Annotated in this window: 13 protein-coding genes; 8 read left to right on the top strand and 5 right to left on the bottom strand. The window is 26.3% G+C overall.

Annotated features, from left to right (window positions below; all coding sequences use genetic code 11):
• Positions 1-27: 27 nt before the first annotated feature.
• The 4 genes from R4K56_RS14750 to pbpC all read right to left on the bottom strand — a co-directional run bounded on the left by R4K56_RS14750 (position 28) and on the right by pbpC (position 5,684).
• Positions 28-1,611 carry a ComEC/Rec2 family competence protein gene (locus R4K56_RS14750; protein ID WP_335772080.1) on the bottom strand — a complete coding sequence of 528 codons (1,584 nt, stop codon included), beginning with the start codon at positions 1,609-1,611 and terminating at the stop codon, positions 28-30.
• Positions 1,612-1,623: 12 nt separating this feature from the next.
• Positions 1,624-2,193, bottom strand: a complete 570-nt coding sequence (locus R4K56_RS05495) for a TetR/AcrR family transcriptional regulator (RefSeq protein WP_297299187.1) — start codon at positions 2,191-2,193, stop codon at positions 1,624-1,626.
• A gap of 104 nt (positions 2,194-2,297) precedes the next feature.
• Positions 2,298-3,065 (bottom strand): FecR domain-containing protein, encoded by a 768-nt coding sequence (locus R4K56_RS05490; RefSeq protein WP_335772081.1) that lies wholly within the window; start codon positions 3,063-3,065, stop codon positions 2,298-2,300.
• 75 nt (positions 3,066-3,140) lie between these two features.
• Positions 3,141-5,684 carry a penicillin-binding protein 1C gene (gene pbpC / locus R4K56_RS05485; protein ID WP_335769827.1) on the bottom strand — a complete coding sequence of 848 codons (2,544 nt, stop codon included), beginning with the start codon at positions 5,682-5,684 and terminating at the stop codon, positions 3,141-3,143.
• Between the two features lie 255 nt (positions 5,685-5,939).
• Between pbpC and R4K56_RS05480 the strand changes: the two genes are divergently transcribed.
• From R4K56_RS05480 to hydG, 7 genes are all read left to right on the top strand, one after another.
• Positions 5,940-6,626, top strand: coding sequence for a cache domain-containing protein (locus tag R4K56_RS05480; protein WP_335772082.1), 687 nt, complete (start codon positions 5,940-5,942; stop codon positions 6,624-6,626).
• A gap of 242 nt (positions 6,627-6,868) precedes the next feature.
• Positions 6,869-7,744 carry a methyl-accepting chemotaxis protein gene (locus tag R4K56_RS05475; RefSeq protein ID WP_335772083.1) on the top strand — a complete coding sequence of 292 codons (876 nt, stop codon included), beginning with the start codon at positions 6,869-6,871 and terminating at the stop codon, positions 7,742-7,744.
• 226 nt (positions 7,745-7,970) lie between these two features.
• Complete coding sequence (locus R4K56_RS05470; protein ID WP_335772084.1) at positions 7,971-9,809, top strand: methyl-accepting chemotaxis protein; 1,839 nt, start codon at positions 7,971-7,973, stop codon at positions 9,807-9,809.
• A 177-nt stretch (positions 9,810-9,986) separates the two neighbouring features.
• The gene (locus tag R4K56_RS05465; protein ID WP_335769825.1) at positions 9,987-11,828 is read left to right on the top strand and encodes a methyl-accepting chemotaxis protein; all 1,842 of its coding nucleotides are present in this window, start codon (positions 9,987-9,989) and stop codon (positions 11,826-11,828) included.
• Between the two features lie 206 nt (positions 11,829-12,034).
• Entirely contained in the window at positions 12,035-13,876 is a 1,842-nt protein-coding gene (locus R4K56_RS05460) for a methyl-accepting chemotaxis protein (RefSeq protein WP_335772085.1), read from the top strand.
• 126 nt (positions 13,877-14,002) lie between these two features.
• Positions 14,003-14,254: a TM1266 family iron-only hydrogenase system putative regulator gene (locus R4K56_RS05455; RefSeq protein ID WP_335759384.1), complete on the top strand. Its 252-nt coding sequence runs from the start codon at positions 14,003-14,005 to the stop codon at positions 14,252-14,254.
• Positions 14,255-14,291: 37 nt separating this feature from the next.
• Complete coding sequence (gene hydG / locus R4K56_RS05450) at positions 14,292-15,716, top strand: [FeFe] hydrogenase H-cluster radical SAM maturase HydG (RefSeq protein WP_335772086.1); 1,425 nt, start codon at positions 14,292-14,294, stop codon at positions 15,714-15,716.
• A gap of 579 nt (positions 15,717-16,295) precedes the next feature.
• On the opposite strand, the gene R4K56_RS05445 is transcribed toward hydG, so the two are convergent.
• Positions 16,296-18,155 carry a tetratricopeptide repeat protein gene (locus tag R4K56_RS05445; RefSeq protein ID WP_335772087.1) on the bottom strand — a complete coding sequence of 620 codons (1,860 nt, stop codon included), beginning with the start codon at positions 18,153-18,155 and terminating at the stop codon, positions 16,296-16,298.
• Positions 18,156-18,582: 427 nt separating this feature from the next.
• Between R4K56_RS05445 and hydF the strand changes: the two genes are divergently transcribed.
• Positions 18,583-19,767: a [FeFe] hydrogenase H-cluster maturation GTPase HydF gene (gene hydF / locus R4K56_RS05440; RefSeq protein ID WP_335772088.1), complete on the top strand. Its 1,185-nt coding sequence runs from the start codon at positions 18,583-18,585 to the stop codon at positions 19,765-19,767.
• The last annotated feature ends 133 nt before the right edge of the window (positions 19,768-19,900 follow it).

Raw genomic sequence — 19,900 nt, 5'->3', positions numbered from 1 at the left:
TATCTAAATAATTTTAGGTACGCTTTTTTATTTTAACTTACTAACATTAATTCTTAAAATCATTCCAATCAATATTATTATAAATGTTATAAATATTGCTAAATATAAATTGCATGACAATTCATATTTTAAAAAAGATATATTACTAAATTTCTCCGCAAGATCTATAAGTAAATTTGAACAGAATTCTGCAGTTTTGGCTGGATATATTGATAATGGTTCATAAATTTGATAAGTTGCAATTGTAAGCAACGAAGATGAAAGTATTATAAAAGCCAGAGGAACAGCAAATATATTAGATACTATTGAAGTTAAATTTAATAATGAAAAATGATATATACTTAATGGTATTACTGTTATAAGGGCAAATATATTTATAGCCATAAATGATAAAGATTTTATTGCAATACTTTTTATTATATTTACTGCTTTGTTATTTGTTTTAATATTTCTAATATTTTTTATTATATAAAAATTAAATACAGGGTAGTAAATTATTATTCCTAATGTCGCTAAAAAAGAAAATTGAAAGCTAATATCTTTAATTGCACTTGGATTGAATAAAAGTATTATTAACCCTGCAAGAAATAATGCATTTATTGAATTTCTATTTCTATCAAAATAATATGATATCATCAAACATAATGCCATTATACTTGCTCTTAGTATTGATACTGAGAAAAATGTAATAGGAGGGTACACAATAACTGTTATTGTTGTTGCTATTAATATTTTTTTATAAAAGTTTATAGGGAAGAATGATAACAATAAAATTAAAATTGTAAGCACCATTGTAATATGAAGCCCTGATATTGAAAGTATATGAGATATTCCAGAGTCAATAAAATATTGCTTTATATGATATGGTATAATATTTTTATCGCCTACTAGTATTCCTTTAATTATTGTATATGGTATAGCTTCAATATTTTTTGATAATGCTCTTTTTACCATGTTTCTTATATCAGTAGCATAATTGTCTATATAGTTTATAAAAGATGTTCCTTCCTTTTGTACAACAAAATTATTATACTGATAGATATTTGCAACGCCGTACAGCATTTTATCTTCAAGTATTTCTACTATTAATTCAGGGTCATACAATGTATCATTGGTTAATATGTCTTTATATAAATTAAGTTTAGAAGATACTGTTATTTCATCATTGATAAATATTGGTTTTACAGATGTTGTATAAAGTCTTATATTTCCTGCATAATTATGCCAATTAGTTCCGTCATAAACTTTATTGACTTGAGCTACATATCTATTTTTAAATCCTACAACTCCGTCATAAGATAGTATTTTTGCATTATATGCTTCTATATTGCCATTGAATTTATTAAGCGGATTTCTGAATATATCATAATACCTTAACATTGTATAATTATATCCAATAAATGCAGTTGATAAAGCTAGAATTAATATTGATATATTATATTTACGAATTAATGCTAATATTACAGATATCATTATTAATGCAAATGCTGTTATTGAAGAAGTATATATAATATCGAAATTTTTTTTTAAGAAAGCTATTGATATTCCTAAAGCGAAAAATATTGTAATGTATATTATATAGGTTAATGGGTATATAAAAAGTTTTTTCATTTTTTATTCAAATTAATCTCTTTTAACAATTCCATAAAAGATGATATTTATTATTGTATCTAAATCTTTTTCATAGTTTTCAGTGTTTTTATTTTTAGCCCATTCTATTTCAAATCCTTTTATGATTGCTAAAATTGATTCTGTAGCAAGTCTCAAATCTATATTGAATAAGCCTTTTTTAACACCATTTCTAAGTATCATTTTTATTGTATCGTATTCTTCTTTATGATATTGTGCTCTCATATGTTCTATAAGAGTAAAATCTTCAAATATTTCGCTATGTAATGCTTCATATAGATTAGCTAATTTTATATAACCTTTTTGTCTTGTTAGAATATAAGCTCTTAATTTTGCCTCAGCAGTATCTTCTTTTTTTATAGCTTCATATAAATCTTTTTTAAGATCATTGGCTTCATTTTCTGCTATAGCAAAAAATATTTCCTCTTTACTTTTAAAATAATGATAAATACTGCTTTTTGATTTATGTACCATTAAGGCTATATCACTCATAGATGCTTTTTTGAAACCATATTGTTTAAATAGCCTCTTTCCAGCATTTACTATTTGTTCTCGAGGAGTCATCTCTCTTTACCTTTTTACCCATATTTAAGTATATTATATACTCTATTTTTTATTTGTCAAAGTTTATGAAAGATAAAGAGAGATTTATATAATTTTATTTATTATTATTGTTTTATTTCATTAGTTATTATAAAAGTAGTGATATTTTCATTTGTATTTGTTTCTGTATAAGTTTCAGATGTAATTTCAGCTACAGTATTAGTTTCGCTGCTGGCTTTATTTTCATAATAGTTTTTAACATCAACAACATTTGATATATCAGCAACCATTGTTTTTACATAAGGCATAGAAGATATTTCATTAATAGTATTAGTTAAAGATTCATTAACTTCTATATTTTTTATAGATACTTTATTTGAATTATCAATATTAGCTTCCATATATTGATCAACTTTAGTACCATTTACTTCGCCGTCTCCATATAAGAATTGAGCTTTTGTATTTCCATTAGTATATGATATTAAAGCAGCACCAGATACTTTTACATCAGCATTAGAAGTTGATATTCTAATACTGTCAGGTTTAGCATTTGATGAAGCTACGATTAAAAAATCTCCATTATCCAAATGCAATTTAGTATTTCCTGTTTTATCATAAGATTCTTCTATATTTAATGATGAGTTTTCTTTTACTTTAAATATGTTGTTGCTTTCTAAATATGAAGTTAGGGAAGAATTTTTTTCAGTTGATATATTATCTTTTGAAAATAATAAATCTCCATTCTGTGCTGGTTTTACTATAGCTTTTTGAGATGATATTTTTACTTTTCCTTTAACATCAACAACTTTCATATACTGATTAGTTTTATAAGCAGACTGCAAAGTTAAAGCCATAGAAAGCATTAGTAGTATGAAAATAATTTTTTTATTCATAGATAAACTCCATAAAATAGATAACTTACTATTAATATTATCGACATTAATAAAAATTGGCAATACGATTTTTTTTTACTGTACGTATATTTTTACAGTAGAACTTTTTATAATTTCTCCATTTTCTGTTTCAGCTTCTATATAAAAAGTATGACTTCCTTGTTTTAAATTCCATCTTATATAATCTTTTTTTAAATCATCAATATTTCCTATTATATCATTATCACAATATAATTTTGCTGATACAATATTTTTAGGAATGTATGAAGATATGAATATATTTTGATATTCCAAAGGCAATGTGGAATCTATTTTATATACAGAATTATCAGTAGGTTCTTTTATTGATAGTCTTTCTTTTATTCTTGGAACTTGAATTATATTTTCTGAAGTTGTCTGAACTGTATTGTAAGCTATATTATTTTCAGTGTTTATAGTATTATCCATTCTATTTACTGTATTATTAATATTATTTTGTTTAGCCATGTTATATGCATAAATATTATTAACTTTTGTCCATTCTGGGGTAGGGCGTTCTAATTGCTGTTCTCTAATCCAGCCATTATATTCACTTGGTAAATTTACAAAAACTTTTTCACTTACAGAACCATCACTGTTGTTTCTTATATAAAGATTATGAACATCGCATTCTTCAGTAGGTACATTTATATGAGAGAAAACTTCCATTCTAGTTTCTTTACAGAATTCATTTCTAAGTTTTCCGCTTATAAGACAAATTTCTCTTTTTACTATAGTATCAGGCTTATCCCATTTAGTTTCCTTCTGACTTTTATTAAGCATAGTAAATAAATCATAAAGTATAGGAACAGCACCATTACCGCCGGTTATATTTATCATTTCGCTTCCTGCAAAATCACCAAGCCAAATTCCAACTATATAATCTTTTGTATATCCTATAGCCCAAGCATCTCTTGAACCTTTTGAAGTTCCAGTTTTTATAGCTACAGAAAATGGATAAACTATTCCTTTATAACTTCTGAATGAACCCATTCTTGCATTTCTATCGGATAATATGCTTGTTATTAAATATGCACTTTCTTCTGATATTACTTTTCTTGTAGTTTTCTTAGGAAGTGTAATAACTTCTCCATTGGCTTTTTTTAATGATTTTATAGAATAATGATTTATAAAAGTTCCGGAATTTGGGAATATAGTATATGCTGAAGCTAAATCAACTAAACGCACTTCAGCACTTCCAAGCACCAAAGAATATCCATAATGATCAGGATTTTTATCTATAGAACTTAATCCGGATTTTAAAAGTATATTCTGAAAATCTCTTATACTGTATCTTGCAAGCCATTTAACTGCAGGTATATTTAATGAATTAGCTAATGCGTCCCTTATAGTAACTGGGCCTCTGTATTTATGATCGAAATTTTCTGGTATATAATCTCCGCCAGGTGAATTGATATGAGTTTTTATATCAGCTATAACTGAAGCAGGAGATTCTCCTTTATCGAATAGATATGCATACATAAATGGTTTTAAAGTACTTCCTGCTTGTCTTAATGCTGTAGCTCCATTAACAGCACCATGAGTTTCAGCATCAAAATAATCCATAGAACCTATCATTGAAAGTACTTCTCCAGTTTTAGCATTAAGTATTACGCATGATATATTTCTTACATTGAATGTATGAAGCGACTGACTGGAATTGCTTATAACTAATACTGCTTCTTTTTGCATATTATAATCTAATGTTGTTCTTAATTCTGTTACTCCGGTATATTTTAATTGCTCTAATGATTCTTTGGCATACATTGTAAAGTGAGGGGCTTTAAAAGTGTATTTATCTTTATCATTATAAATTTTTAATTTTTCATTTGTATATATATTATAATTTTCTTCTGTTATAAAATTATTATTCTTCATTTCTCCAAGTACATATATTCTTCTTGATTTTAATCTTTCTTCATGTTTATATGGATTAAATTTTGTACCTGATTTTATTATAGAAGCAAGCATTGCAGATTCATTGTTGTTTAAATCTTTTGCTTTTTTATGAAAGTATAAATCACTTGCAGCACCTACACCATAACAGTTATTTCCAAAGAATACTCTATTTAAATATTCTGTTATTATTTGTTCTTTTGTAAGATTTCTTTCTAATCTTATTGCATCTAATGCTTCATAGAATTTATTTATATATGTTCTTTCACGTGGAATAATATTTTTCGCTAATTGCTGAGTTATTGTACTTCCTCCGGATACCACCCTGCCGCTTATAAGATTTGATAAAAACGCTCTTATTATTGCTTTATAATCTATTCCATTATGATTAAAGAAATTTTTATCCTCAGCACTTACAACAGCATTTATTAAATTTGTTGATAAGTCTTCATATTTAACTTCTTCAAAGAAACCGCCATGCTTTGGAAATATGGTTGATATTAATATTGAGTTTCTATCATATATTTTTAAAGCACGGTCTTCGTTTATTTTTAATTCATTATTTGAAAATGGTTTATTTACGTATTCTTTGCATGATTTATAAAAATTATATGCTTTAGGTATAATAATTACTGAGGCAGTTATTAAAGAGGCTAATATTATATATATTATAGTTAATGCAGTTCTTCTAATGATTTTTTCCATTTTATAGTATTCTATAATAAAAAAAGAATTAGTCAAATTATATTAAATTTATTGTGTTTAAATGATGTTAGTCATTTTTTTACATAAAAACATATATATAATAATTATTAATTAATTAATTAAAAAAGTAGTAATATCATTATATAATAAACAAATTTTTATTGACAATAATATTTTCTTTTATATCATGTATATCAATTTTAAATGTTTTAGGAGTCTTAATATGGTTAAGACAAAAAAAGAATCAGCAGAAGCATGATTATATTAAAATTTGTTATTCCATACTTTATATTTTTTGTATTGATTTGTGTTCCAATATATATAACTTATTACAAACAGTATAAGGAAAATTTCTTATATAATATAGATGATATAATGGATAATGTTTCATTGGATATATCAAGGTGGATATCTGAATATAAAACCCAATTAAAAACAGTTAATAATTTCTTTGAAACAGATATGTCGGTAAATGATATGATGTCAGCAGTTTATAAAATGAAAACATTAGATAAGGAATTAGTTGATATTTATTTTGGGGGCAATATTCCTTATGCTGATGGAGGTGTTTTTGTAAGTGCTATTCCAGATACTATACCAAGCGATTATGACCAGACTACTAGAGATTGGTATATTAATTCTGTAAATACAAATGATGTTTATGTAAGCGAACCGTATACCGATGTTTCAACATCTTCTACAGTTATAACTTTAGCAATAGCTGTTAGAAATGCATCTTATATTAAAGGAGTTGCGGCATTAGATGTTTATTTTTCAAAGATAGACAGTATAATGAATGAAATAAAAAATGATAAAGGTTATGAGTTTTATGTAGTTCTTTCAGATGGAAGATATCTCAATCATAGTAATGCTGATTATTTATTGAATGAAAAGTATAGTGCATTTGATATACCGCAGTTTTTAGATATAAAAATAATATAAATAATGGAAGTGCTGTTTCTATAATAAAAGGTCAGTGGTATGGAATAAAAGAAATAACAGGTTTTCCTTGGTATATAGTAGCTAAAGGAAATATTAATGAATTAAGAGATAGAACAAATGCATTAACTTTTTATTTAGTATTTATAATACTATTATCTCTTGCTTTAGAAACAATTTTAGTAACTTTTATTACTATACCTATTACCAATACTTTAAATGAAGCTATAAGTCATATAGATAATATGGCTTTAGGTAATTTTGACATTAAAGAAAAGGATTCAAAAAAACAGCGTAATATAGCTAATGCTTTATCATCTTCTATAGATGAAATGCAGAAAAATGTTAGTTCAGTAATTTATAATTTAAAAGTGGATATAGATTCTATTAATAGTGAAATGGATAAAATATCTTTAGGTAATGATGATTTGTCAATGAGAACTCTTTCACAGTCATCATCTATTAATGAATTAGCAAGTGCAATACAATTTCTTTCATCTTCTATTTCAGATACTTGTAATAATACAAGTAATGCTAAAGAAGTGAGTAAAAAAGCATTGGAATGTACTATTAAAGGTGTAGAAATGGTATCTAAAACTTCATCAAATATGAATGAAATATCAGATGCTAGTAAACAAATATCAGAAATTATTAAAATGATACAGTCTATAGCATTTCAAACTAATATATTAGCACTTAATGCAGCAGTTGAAGCAGCACGTGCAGGTGATCAAGGTAAAGGTTTTGCAGTTGTAGCTAGTGAGGTAAGGAATTTGGCACAAACTTCTTCTAAGGCAGCAGATGATATAACAGCAATAGTAGAAAGTACTATTCAAAAAATAAATTCCGGATATGAAACTGTTGCTGAATCTTCATCACTATTAAATGAAATAAATAATTTAGTAATAGATGTTTCCAATTCATTGGTAAGTATAGCAAATGCAGCCGAAGAAGAAAAAGATAATATTGAACAAATTAATATAAGTGTTGCTTCTATTAATGATATTACTCAAAGAAATAGTTCTCTTGCAAATGATAGTGCTGTATCTAGTAAAGAAATATTAAATAAAACGGAACATATAGCCGAGAATATTTCCTATTTTAAATTTAAAAATGTGTGATTTTATATTAGATAAAATTATTTTTTTATGTTAAAATATATTTATTAATTATTTCAATATTAGTAATTTGAGTTATATTATTTTTATAAAAAAAATCTATAATATTTAACGTAATTTCGAGATTATGTATTTTAGAAATCTAATTATTTAATATTATTTGACAAGAATAATAAATTTTACTATAATTATAAAATGTAGCATAAATAATTATTTTAGAGGACTTTTTATGAAGAAATTAAATAGCTTAGCATTTAAACTTCCTTTAGTTATTAGTTTTATAAGTGTTATTATAATAGTAGTTCTTTTATCAATTTCTTTATATTTTTCAAGCAGAGGTATAAGAGAAGCTATAGATGTAGGATTCCAAAATACAGTAGATGGATATGCATCTTTATTGGATTCTGTTATAGAAGCACAATTTATGCTTGCAGCTTCTTATGCTAGTGATGCTAATATAAGAAATTATCTTTTATTTAGAGATGAAACTTACAGGGGATATTGTGTAGTTGATATAAAAAATTTTATGGATAGGAACCCTTATGTAGAAAATATTTATCTTACGGATATAAATGGAGATGTGCTTTTAACTTTGGATACTGGATTAATAGGAAGAACTTTAGCTGATATAAGACCAGTATTATGGCAAAAATTTAAAGAAGGAGAAACAGCAGCTTTAGGACTTACAAGAGAATCACCAGTAAGTAAAGAAATTACTATGGGTATGGGAGTAAGAATAACAGATTTTACTAATAATACTATAGGCTATTTAGTTACTACAGTTAAAGGTTCAGTAATACATGATAATTTTTTTAAAGATGTAAAATTGGGAAAGACTGGAAGAATAGTTGCTGTTAATGATAGTAATATTGTTACTATGGATATGGATACTGCCAATATAAATAAAGAGGCACCTCAAGAATATAAAGAAATATTTAGAGATGCTTCAAAAACAGGCCCTTATTCTTATAAGAAAGGAAATGTTGTTAGAGTCGGACGTTATAAGAAAATGGATATTAAGCCTTGGATTGTAACTTATGCTATGAATGAAGATGAAATTTATTCCCAGATTAGGATGACAATTACTGTAAGCATTATTGTGGCATTTTTATCTATTATAGCTTTGGTAATAATGATGTTCTTATTTGCAAAAAGCATCACTAAACCTCTTAATATTATAGTTGATGAGGCTAAAGAAATAGAGTCTGGAAGACTTGTTATGCATGGAAGAAAGGTAAATAGAAAAGATGAAATAGGACAATTATCACTTTCTTTCCATAATATGAAATATAAACTTATTGAAATAATGGAAGCTTCTTTAAGTCAAGCAGATAGAATGTCTCAGGCAGCTAATAATTTGGCAGTAGGTAATAAAGATTTAGCGGAAAAAGCAGAAAGTACAGCTGGAAACCTTGAAGAAACAGGTTCATTTATGGAAGAAATAGCAGCTGCAATTACAATATCTATCAATAATTCTGTAAAAGGAAATGATATGATGAAAGATTGTAAAGTAGCTATAGAAAATGCCGCTTCTGTAGTAGAAGATACAGTAAAAAGCATAAGCGAAGTTAATGCTGATAGTGAGAAAATAAAGAATATTATTAAAGTTATAGAAGGAATAGCATTTCAAACTAATATATTAGCACTTAACGCAGCAGTTGAAGCAGCTAGAGCAGGAGATCAAGGTAAAGGTTTTGCTGTAGTAGCTTCTGAGGTTAGAAGTTTGGCACAAAGCAGCCAGGATTCAGCTAAAGATATTACAGAGTTAATTAATCAGGTATATGAAAAAATTAATAAAGCCAATAATATAGTAGGAAGTCAGGAACAGTTATTTGTTGGTATCAAAGAGCAAATAGAAGAAACTGCTGATACAATAAGAGCTATAACTGAGGCTGCAGTTGAACAAAAAGAAGGTGTATCTCAAGTAAATAGAGCTGTAGAAGAAATGGATAACTTAACTCAGGAAAATGCTGCTTTAGTAGAGGAATCTACAGCTTCTTCTATGTCTTTATATGATGATGCTAGACATTTACAGGATATTATTAGTTTCTTTAAAATAGAAAAATAATTATCTGTTGTAATATTTGTATAAAATAACATTTCAATTAAGCTATAAAATATTTTAGCTTAGTTGAAATGTTATTTTTTTTTATTGACAATCAAATTTTTTTGTACTATACTTCATACATACCCCGTCACTGTTTTCATTATTAACTATGAAATTATAAATTAAGGGAGATTTTGTATGAGAAAAATTTATAGTCTGTCTTTTAAACTACCTGTTATTATTATTTTAATGTCTGTTTTAATGTTAAGTTTTCTATTAAGTGCATCCATATTTTTTGCCAATAAAGGTATAACACAAAGTACTGATACCGGTTTCAAAAATACAGTAGAAGGATACGCAAATTTATTTGATTCTATATTAGATGCTCAAGTAATGGTAAATAAGGCTTATACTAGCAGTGCAAATATTAAGAATTTTCTTAGAGATATGAATAATGCTTATAGTAATAATGTATTTTTGGATATAACTTCATTTGTAGAAAATAATAATTTTATTGAAAATATTTCTATAATGAATACTAATGGGGTTATAGTTTTTGATAAAAATGCCAAATTAATAGGCAGAAATTTTATGGATTTAAGACCGGATATGATGCAGAAATTGTTGGCTGGAGAAGATATAGCTTTTGGAAATGAAATTAAAGAATCAGCTGCTACAGGCGAACTTACAATATCTTTAGGAGTAAGAATTCTTGATTATGATAATACTTTAATAGGATATTTAGTTTCTATTATAAAGGTAATGGTTATATATGATAGTTATTTCAGTAATATACAACTAGGAAGAAGCGGAAGAATAGCGATTGTAAATAATAATGCGGTTGTTTTAATGGATACTGACCCCAAAGAAATAAACAAGCAAGCACCTAGTGAATATAATAATATAATAAAAAGCAATTCTCTATCAGGAGAGATTAGTTATAGTGCTAACAATCATGTAAGAGAAGGTTTTTATAAAAAGATGACAGTACAGCCTTGGATAGTTGCTTATGCTATGGATTCTGAGGAAATTTATGAGATTAATCGATCAATAGTCATAACAAGCATTATTATTGGTATAATATCCATAATCTTTATGACATTGGTAGTTTTCCTATTTACTAGAAGCATAATAAAACCTCTTAATATTATAGTTGATGAGGCTAAAGAAATTGCATCTGGAAGACTTATCATGCACAGAAGAAAATTAGACAGAAAAGATGAACTTGGACAATTATCTCATTCATTCCATGATATGAAATATAAACTTATAGAGGTAATAGAAACAACTTTACATAATACTGATAAAATGGCTAATTCTGCCAATAGTCTTGCAGCAGGTAATAAAGATTTGGCTCATAAAGCAGAAAATACAGCAGCCAATCTTGAAGAAACAGCTTCATCTATGGAAGAAATAGCTTCAGCAATTACTATGGCGGCTAATAATTCTGTAAAAGGTAATGAGATGATGAATAGTTGTAAAGAGGCTATAGATAATGCTACTACTGTTGTAGCGGAAACAGTAAAAAGTATAAATGATGTTAATAATGATAGTGAAAAAATTAAGGATATTATTAAAGTTATAGAAGGAATAGCATTCCAAACTAATATATTAGCATTAAATGCCGCAGTTGAGGCAGCCAGAGCAGGAGATCAAGGTAAAGGATTTGCAGTAGTAGCTTCAGAGGTTAGAAGTTTAGCACAGAGCAGTCAAACTTCAGCTAAAGATATTACAGAGTTGATTAATCAGGTATATGAAAAAATCAATAAAGCTAATAAAGATGTTGAAAGTCAGGAACAATTATTTGTAGATATAAAAAATCAGATAGACGAAACAGCAAATATTATAAGAGATATTAGTTCAGCTGCCTTAGAACAGCAGTCAGGAGTATCTCAAGTAAATAAAGCAGTTATGGAAATGGATTCTATAACTCAAGAGAATGCTGCTTTAGTAGAGGAGTCAACAGCTTCTTCTATTGCTTTGTTTAATGATGCAAAAGAATTACAATCTCTCGTAAGTTTCTTCAAAATAGAAAAATAATCTTATATGATATTGTTGTATAGAATAACTTTACATTAACATTTTTTCTATACAACAATATTATTATTTAATTTTCATATACATGTGTAGGGTATTTAATTGACAGTGTTAATATAATTTACTATACTATATATTATATAGTAAATTCTACTATATTTTTTCGTACTGATCTTAAACAAATTCTAAATGCCTAAGGAGCTTAAAGTATGAGTAAATTTAGCAGCCTGTCTTTTAAAATGCCTATTACCATTAGTTTAATGTCTATATTAATGCTGGCTTTTTTATTAACTGCATCAGTATTTTTTTCAAATAAAGGAATAACACAAAGTACGGATACAGGTTTTAAGAACACCGTAGAAGGATATGCTAATTTATTCAATTCTATATTAAATTCTCAAGTTATGGTTTCAGTTGCCTATTCCAGCAGTGCTAATATCAGAAATTATCTTATAAATAGAGATGAAAATTCCAGAAGATTAGGATTAATGGATTTAAATTTATTCATAAAAAGAAATGAGTATTTAGAAAATATTTATGTTTTAGGTGTTGATGGTAATATATTATTAGATAAAAAAAATGAATTAACAGGCAAGAATATGTCAGAATTTAGACCCGGTATGTGGAATAAATTAAAATCCGGATCAGAATATGCCATTGGAAATAATATGAGAAAGTCAGCAGATACTGGAGAATATACTGTATCTATTGGTACTCAAATATTAGACTTTGAGAATAATGTTATAGGTTATTTGATATTGATAGTTAGATCTTCTATTATCTATGAAAATTATTTCAGCAATATAAAATTGGGAAGAAGCGGAAGAATAGTAGCGGTTAATGATCAGCTTAAAGTTGTAATGGATACTGATCCAAATGAAATAGGTGAAGACGCTCCTAATGAATATGATAATATATTTAAGTCCGGAAGTGTAGAAGGTAATTTGGAATATAGTTTTAATAATCATAAAAGATTAGGATATTATAAAAAAATGAAAATTCATCCTTGGGTGGTAGCTTATGCTATGGATGAGGACGAAATTTATGAAATTAATAAATCTATTATAGTTATCAGTATAATAATAGGCATAATATCTATGGTTTTTATGACATTAGTAGTATTCTTATTTACTAGAAGCATAATAAAACCTCTTAATATTATAGTTGATGAGGCTAAGGAAATAGCATCTGGAAGACTCATTATGCATAGAAGAAAATTAAATAGAAAAGATGAACTTGGACAATTATCACTTTCTTTTCATGATATGAAATATAAACTTATAGAAATAATAGAAACAACTTTGAATAATGCAAATAAAATGTCATTAGCAGCGAATAATTTAGCAGCAGGCAATAAAGACTTATCAAAAAGATCAGAAGATACAGCAGCCAACCTTGAAGAAACAGCATCATCTATGGAGGAAATTTCTTCAGCAATATCAATGGCTACAAATAATTCTGTAAAAGGCAATGAAATGATGAATCATTGTAAAGAGTCTATAGATAATGCCACATCTGTAGTATCAGAAACAGTTAGAAGTATGAATAAAGTTAATGCTGACAGTGAAAAGATTAAAGATATAATAAAAGTTATAGAAGGCATATCATTTCAAACTAATATATTAGCTTTAAATGCGGCAGTAGAAGCGGCTAGAGCAGGAGATCAAGGTAAAGGATTTGCGGTAGTAGCTTCAGAGGTTAGAAGTTTAGCACAGAGCAGTCAGGCTTCAGCTAAGGATATAACAGAATTAGTAAATAAAGTGTATGAAAAAATAAATCAAGCTAATAATATAGTAGGCAGTCAGGAAGAATTATTTATGAGTATCAAAACTGAAATAGATGAAACAGCAAATATTATAAGAGATATAAGTTCAGCAGCTTTAGAACAGCAGTCAGGAGTATCTCAAATAAATAAAGCTGTTATGGAAATGGATACTATAACTCAAGAGAATGCTGCTTTAGTAGAACAGTCCACAGCTTCTTCGCTTGCTTTATATGATGATGCTAAAGAACTTCAGTCTGTTATGAGTTTCTTTAAAATAGAAAAATAAAAATTAAAAAAATTATAAAATACTATTTACAAAAATATTTATGATTTTATAATATTATTACCTAAGTGAATAACTGTTAATGTTTATCATGAAGGAATATTTTAATTTTTATATTTTATCTGATTTATGGAAAATAATAGAATTGCTCTTATAGGTATAATAATCGAAGACAATGACAGTATAGCAAAAGTTAATGAAATTTTGCATGATAACAGTAATTTTATTATAGGAAGAATGGGAATTCCTTATAGAGAAGAAAATATAAATATAATCAGTATAGTCTTAAATGCTCCTAATGATGTAATTAATAGTTTAACAGGTAAACTTGGTATGTTAAAAGGTGTTTCTGCCAAAGCATTATACGCCAATAAAAAATAATATATCAATATCAGTTTAATTATTAGGAGTTTATTTCATGTCATCTGAAACTTTATTTAAATATGATTCAAAATCAAGAAATGCAAACGAATTTATCAATAATGAAGAAATTTTAAAAACTATATTTCAAGTTGAAAGCGGTAATTATAATATAAGAGATATACTTAATAAAGCTAATGAAATGAAAGGTCTTGAACCTAATGAGGCATTGGCTTTGCTTCTTTGCAATGACAAAGATGTAGAGAATGAAATGTTTGCAATAGCAAAGAAAATAAAATTAGAAATATATGGTAAAAGAATAGTTTTATTTGCTCCTCTTTATTTATCAAATTATTGTGTTAATGGCTGTGTTTATTGTCCTTATCATGCTAAAAATAAACATATAGCTAGAAAACAATTAACTCAAGACGAAATTAGAGCTGAAGTTATAGCATTACAAGATATGGGACATAAAAGACTGGCATTAGAAACAGGAGAAGATCCTGATTATGCTAGTATGGAATATTTACTTGAATCAATAAAAACAATATACAGCATTAAGCATAAAAACGGAGCAATTAGAAGAGTAAATGTTAATATTGCAGCAACTACAGTAGAAAATTATAAAAAATTAAAAGATGCCGGAATTGGTACTTATGTATTATTCCAAGAAACATATCATAAACCAACTTATGAAAAAGTTCACCCAAGCGGCCCAAAAAGTAATTATGAATATCATACAGAGGCAATGGACAGAGCTATGGAAGGCGGAATTGATGATGTTGGTATAGGTGTATTATTCGGACTTTATGATTATAAATACGATTTTACAGCTATGCTTTATCATGCTAAACATTTAGAAGATACTTTTGGATGCGGCCCTCATACTATAAGCGTACCAAGAATAAGACCTGCCGATGATGTTGATGTTAAAAGTTTCCCTAATGCTATAGTTGATAGTTTATTCAAAAAAATAGTTGCTGTTTTAAGAATTGCCGTTCCTTATACTGGTATTATCGTTTCTACAAGAGAAAGCCAGAAATCAAGGGAGGAAGCTTTAGAAGTTGGTGTTTCTCAAATAAGCGGAGGATCAAGAACAAGCGTTGGAGGATATGTTGAGGAGGAAGAAGAAAATTCTAAACAGTTTGAAATTTCTGATAACCGTTCTCTTGATGATATTATAAAATGGCTTGCTGATATAGATTATCTTCCAAGTTTCTGTACTGCTTGCTATAGAGAAGGAAGAACAGGCGACAGATTCATGTCATTTGCTAAAAGCGGACAAATAAAAAACTTCTGTCAGGCTAATGCTATAATAACTTTAAAAGAATATGAGAATGATTATGCCAAAGAAGAAACAAAAAAATCTATAGATAAAGTTATAATAAATGAAATAGAGAAAGTGCCTAATGAAAAGGTAAAATCAAAATTAGTAGATTCTTTAAAAGGCATAGATGAAGGGAGGAGAGATTTTAAGTTTTAATCTTATTCTATATTCGTTTTGAATGTATCTAAACAATTATATTTATTAAAATTTAATATATAGACTTTAGCAACTTATAATAGCATAAAACCTGCTTCTTTTGTATGCTCTTCACATATGATATTTTGTATAAGAAGCAGGTAGATGACTGAAGTAAAAAATGTATTTAAAACCTAACTATGTAATTTATAATTCTATAGTTTATTTATGATATACTGAAAATTTTTAACTTTGTCATTTTTTAGTCAACTTTTCCCGCCGCACACCGCAGGTGGGCTTCGCCAAAGTTGCTGCCGCAGGCACGCTTCGTGAAAGTGCAAGGTATAAAATTAGTACTAAATAATACTAAAATTATTTTATATGTAAGATAATTTATTAAATTAAAGCCTAAATGCAAGCCTTTCGCGAAACGTATCCGAGTTTATCGAGGATATAAGCTCTTTGGGGCCCACCGAGTAGGTGCCTTAATCGGCAAAAGAAGTTGAGTATGGGGCAAAGCCCCATATATAAAAACAAAAATATAAATTTATTTTTGACAAAATATAGTTGTTTAGATATAAATTTCGTTTTGTTAAAATGTTATCTATTATATATCTCTTTCATAACTATATTTAAATTCTTTTTAGCATTCAAATTATTAGGGTTAATATTTACCGCATTTGAAAAAGCATTAAGTGCATCATATTTTTTTCCAAAGTCTATCAAAAAAATTCCATAATCGTTCCATAGAATATCTAAAGGTTCTGATTTAAATTTTATAGCTTGTTTAAAACAAAAATCTGCATCCTCAAAGTTTTCTTCAATTTTATAAATTAATCTTGCAAAGTTACCCCAATCGAAAAAAGATTGAGAATTATTTTTAAAAGATAACCTGTAAGCATCTAATGATTTTTTATAATCTTTATATAAATAATAATATACTCTTCCCAAACAAGACCATGCCATAGGATTACTGTTATTTAAGTTCAATGCTTTAAGAGCATAATCTTCTGCTTCATCATATTTTGATAATTTAGAGAATAAAAATGCACATCTTGAATATATTCCATCTTCTGGATCAATAGAGGCAATTTTAAGATCTATTTCAAGAGCATTCTTAAAATCTTTTAACTGAACATAAATATTAGAGATATCTGATAAAAAATAAGTTTCATTAGTAATGTTATAACATTCTTCATACGCTTTTATTGCTTCTTCATAGTTACCTAATTTTGTTAATATTTCAGCTAATGATTGTATAGCTAGCCAATCATATGGATTTAATTGATAAGCTTTTTTTATAGCTTCTAAAGCATTCTCATAATCATAATTATATTTATAACTATTAGCCAATTGAGTCCAATTATAACTAGAAGTATTATCAAGCTCCACTGCTTTTTTTGCTGCTATAAGGCCATTATCATAATCTTTTATTATATTATAACTTGAAGATAAAGAACTCCACATATAATCATTATCAGGCATCATTTTTACTGCTTTTTCAAATAATTTAACATTTTTTCTATAATTATTTCTATCATGATTGAAATTAGATATTCTGATATATGAATATTCATCATAAGGTTTTAATTTAAGTATCTTTTTTAATAATTCTTCTGCTGTTTCATAATCTTTTAATTTATCATTAAAAAGATCATACATATTAGAGTAAATATCTGTATTGGTATCATCTATTTCAAAAGCTTTCTCATAATATTCTAAAGCTTTATCATAATCTTCCATATCTGTATAAAATTTCGAAATCTCTATATATGTATTAATATTTTTATCATCTATTTCTAGAGCTTTATTATAATATTCTAATACTTTATCATATTCTTCTATCTTCTTAAAATATTTTGCTATATTATAATAAGTATTCAAATATTTATCATCTATTTCTAAAGCTTTATTATAATACTCTAGCACTTTATCATATTCTTTCATTTTATAAAAACAATCTGCCATCTCATAATATGTAGATAAATATTGATTATCTATTTTTAAAGATTTCTCAAATGTTTCTACTGCTTTTTTATATTCTTCATTTTCTAGAAAAAAAGAACCTATTTTATTAATATATGTAACATTATCTGGGTCCAATTTCAATAATTCGTTAAGAATATTAAATGCTTTGTCTTTGTCACCCATATCTCTATATAAATAAGCTAAACTAGTATATATTCTAAAATCATCATTCTTTTTTAGCATTTCTTTATATAGTTCTATAGCTAAGTCATTTCTTTTATTAGCTTCTAATTCACCAGATTTTATATTACAAATTAATAAATCTTTGACTAAATTAATAATTTTTTTTAGTTCTGTATGATCTATATCATATTTATCTTTAACATTTTGGAATATTTCTTCTTCTGTTTTTTTATATAAATTGTTTTCTGATAATGCTGCATATAAATCATCATATATTTTTTTATTATTTTTACTAAGATTATGATACATATTTTATCCATTAAATATTATTTTGATATTTACTATTATAGTAAATTTAATACTATATGTCAATTATAAATATTATTTTTTTTAATATTTTATTTATATACAATATAAGATATGATAAGTTATGTAATTAATTCATATTAATACTATTTAAATATAGGATATAAATTGTTATTAGTATTTAGGATTAAATACTAAAGCAGTATTATGGATTTTTTATTAAAAACAATAATATCAATATAATAATAAAATTTTTTAACATCAGATAATTTCATTTAAATATATTGAAAAAGTACTAGGAATTGGTATAATTAAACGAAGTATTTATATAAATTAAATATTCAAAAATGAAAATTTGTTTTTGATAAAATATAGATGTTAGTTATTATTAATATATTAAAAAATTAAATTACGAAATTATGAAATAAAAATGAATAATACACCGAATTCAAATAGAACTCATATTGCAATATTTGGAAGAAGAAATGCAGGTAAATCAAGTATTATAAATGCTATTTCAAATCAGAATATAGCAATAGTTTCCAATATAGCAGGAACAACAACGGATCCAGTTAAAAAAGCTATAGAAATAAATACTATAGGGGCATGTGTTATAGTAGATACTGCAGGATTTGATGATGAGGGAGAACTTGGAGCATTAAGAATAGAAAGAACTAAAAAAATAATGGAATCTTCTGATATAGCTTTGCTTGTTTTTGATGCTTCTTTTAAAGATAATGATTATTCATTAGAGTTGAAATGGAAAAATGAACTTGAAAGTTTAGAGATACCTATTATAGCAGTTTTAAATAAAATAGATTTAAATACTGATTATAAAAAAACAAAAGAAAATATAAAAGAAATTTTTAATTTAGAAACTGTTTCAATAAGTGCTTCTAATAATATTAATATAGATTCATTAATAGAAACTATAAAATTAACAATTCCAAAAACAGAAGAAATAAGTATAACAGGGCATATAATAAAAGAAGATGATATAGTAATACTTGTTATGCCTCAGGATATTCAAGCTCCTAAAGGCAGATTGATTCTTCCTCAAGTTCAAACTATAAGGGATATTTTGGACAATAAAGCTATAATTATTGCTTCAACATTTGATAAATTTGAAAATGCATTGAAAGCATTAAGTAATCCTCCTAAAGTAATAATAACAGATTCTCAAGTTTTTAAAGAGGTAGAAAAATTAAAACCTAAAGAAAGTTTATTAACTTCTTTCTCTGTTCTTTTTGCCCGTTATAAAGGAGATGAAGAAGTATACAAAAAAGGTGCTGATTTTATAGATAATTTAACAAAGGACAGTAAAATATTAATAGCAGAAAGCTGTACTCATGTTCCTTTGGAAGGAGATATAGGCAGAGTAAAAATTCCAAACTTATTAAAAAAGAAATTCGGTTTTGAGTTTGATATAGATTATGTTGCAGGTAATGATTTTCCAGATGATTTGTCAAAATATGATTTGGTTATACATTGCGGCGGCTGCATGGGTACTAGGAAACATATTTTAAATAGAATAAGAATATGCAAAGAACAGAATGTACCTATAACTAATTACGGCATGACTATAGCAAAGATTAATGGAGTACAATATATATAAAAAATAATTTTTTAGTATTACAAATAAATTATTAATAATATATTTTATATAATTGTATTTTTATTATAACTTTACATTTATAATTATTTTAGTATATACCTAAACAAATATATTTTGTCAATTTTCAAACAGA

This window comes from Brachyspira pulli, from assembly GCF_036997785.1.
In the GTDB taxonomy this organism is placed as follows: Bacteria; Spirochaetota; Brachyspiria; order Brachyspirales; family Brachyspiraceae; genus Brachyspira; species Brachyspira pulli.
The sequence above is the reverse complement of the archived record's forward strand: the minus strand, read 5'-3'. Positions and strand labels throughout refer to the sequence as shown.

What these genes read in the sequence shown, in the direction of transcription:
- R4K56_RS14750 (WP_335772080.1), bottom strand. Translation starts at nt 1,611, where the DNA reads ATGAAAAAACTTTTTATATACCCATTAACCTATATAATATACATTACA.
- R4K56_RS05495 (WP_297299187.1), bottom strand. Translation starts at nt 2,193, where the DNA reads ATGACTCCTCGAGAACAAATAGTAAATGCTGGAAAGAGGCTATTTAAA.
- R4K56_RS05490 (WP_335772081.1), bottom strand. Translation starts at nt 3,065, where the DNA reads ATGAATAAAAAAATTATTTTCATACTACTAATGCTTTCTATGGCTTTA.
- pbpC (WP_335769827.1), bottom strand. Translation starts at nt 5,684, where the DNA reads ATGGAAAAAATCATTAGAAGAACTGCATTAACTATAATATATATAATA.
- R4K56_RS05480 (WP_335772082.1), top strand. Translation starts at nt 5,940, where the DNA reads ATGATTATATTAAAATTTGTTATTCCATACTTTATATTTTTTGTATTG.
- R4K56_RS05475 (WP_335772083.1), top strand. Translation starts at nt 6,869, where the DNA reads ATGGCTTTAGGTAATTTTGACATTAAAGAAAAGGATTCAAAAAAACAG.
- R4K56_RS05470 (WP_335772084.1), top strand. Translation starts at nt 7,971, where the DNA reads ATGAAGAAATTAAATAGCTTAGCATTTAAACTTCCTTTAGTTATTAGT.
- R4K56_RS05465 (WP_335769825.1), top strand. Translation starts at nt 9,987, where the DNA reads ATGAGAAAAATTTATAGTCTGTCTTTTAAACTACCTGTTATTATTATT.
- R4K56_RS05460 (WP_335772085.1), top strand. Translation starts at nt 12,035, where the DNA reads ATGAGTAAATTTAGCAGCCTGTCTTTTAAAATGCCTATTACCATTAGT.
- R4K56_RS05455 (WP_335759384.1), top strand. Translation starts at nt 14,003, where the DNA reads ATGGAAAATAATAGAATTGCTCTTATAGGTATAATAATCGAAGACAAT.
- hydG (WP_335772086.1), top strand. Translation starts at nt 14,292, where the DNA reads ATGTCATCTGAAACTTTATTTAAATATGATTCAAAATCAAGAAATGCA.
- R4K56_RS05445 (WP_335772087.1), bottom strand. Translation starts at nt 18,155, where the DNA reads ATGTATCATAATCTTAGTAAAAATAATAAAAAAATATATGATGATTTA.
- hydF (WP_335772088.1), top strand. Translation starts at nt 18,583, where the DNA reads ATGAATAATACACCGAATTCAAATAGAACTCATATTGCAATATTTGGA.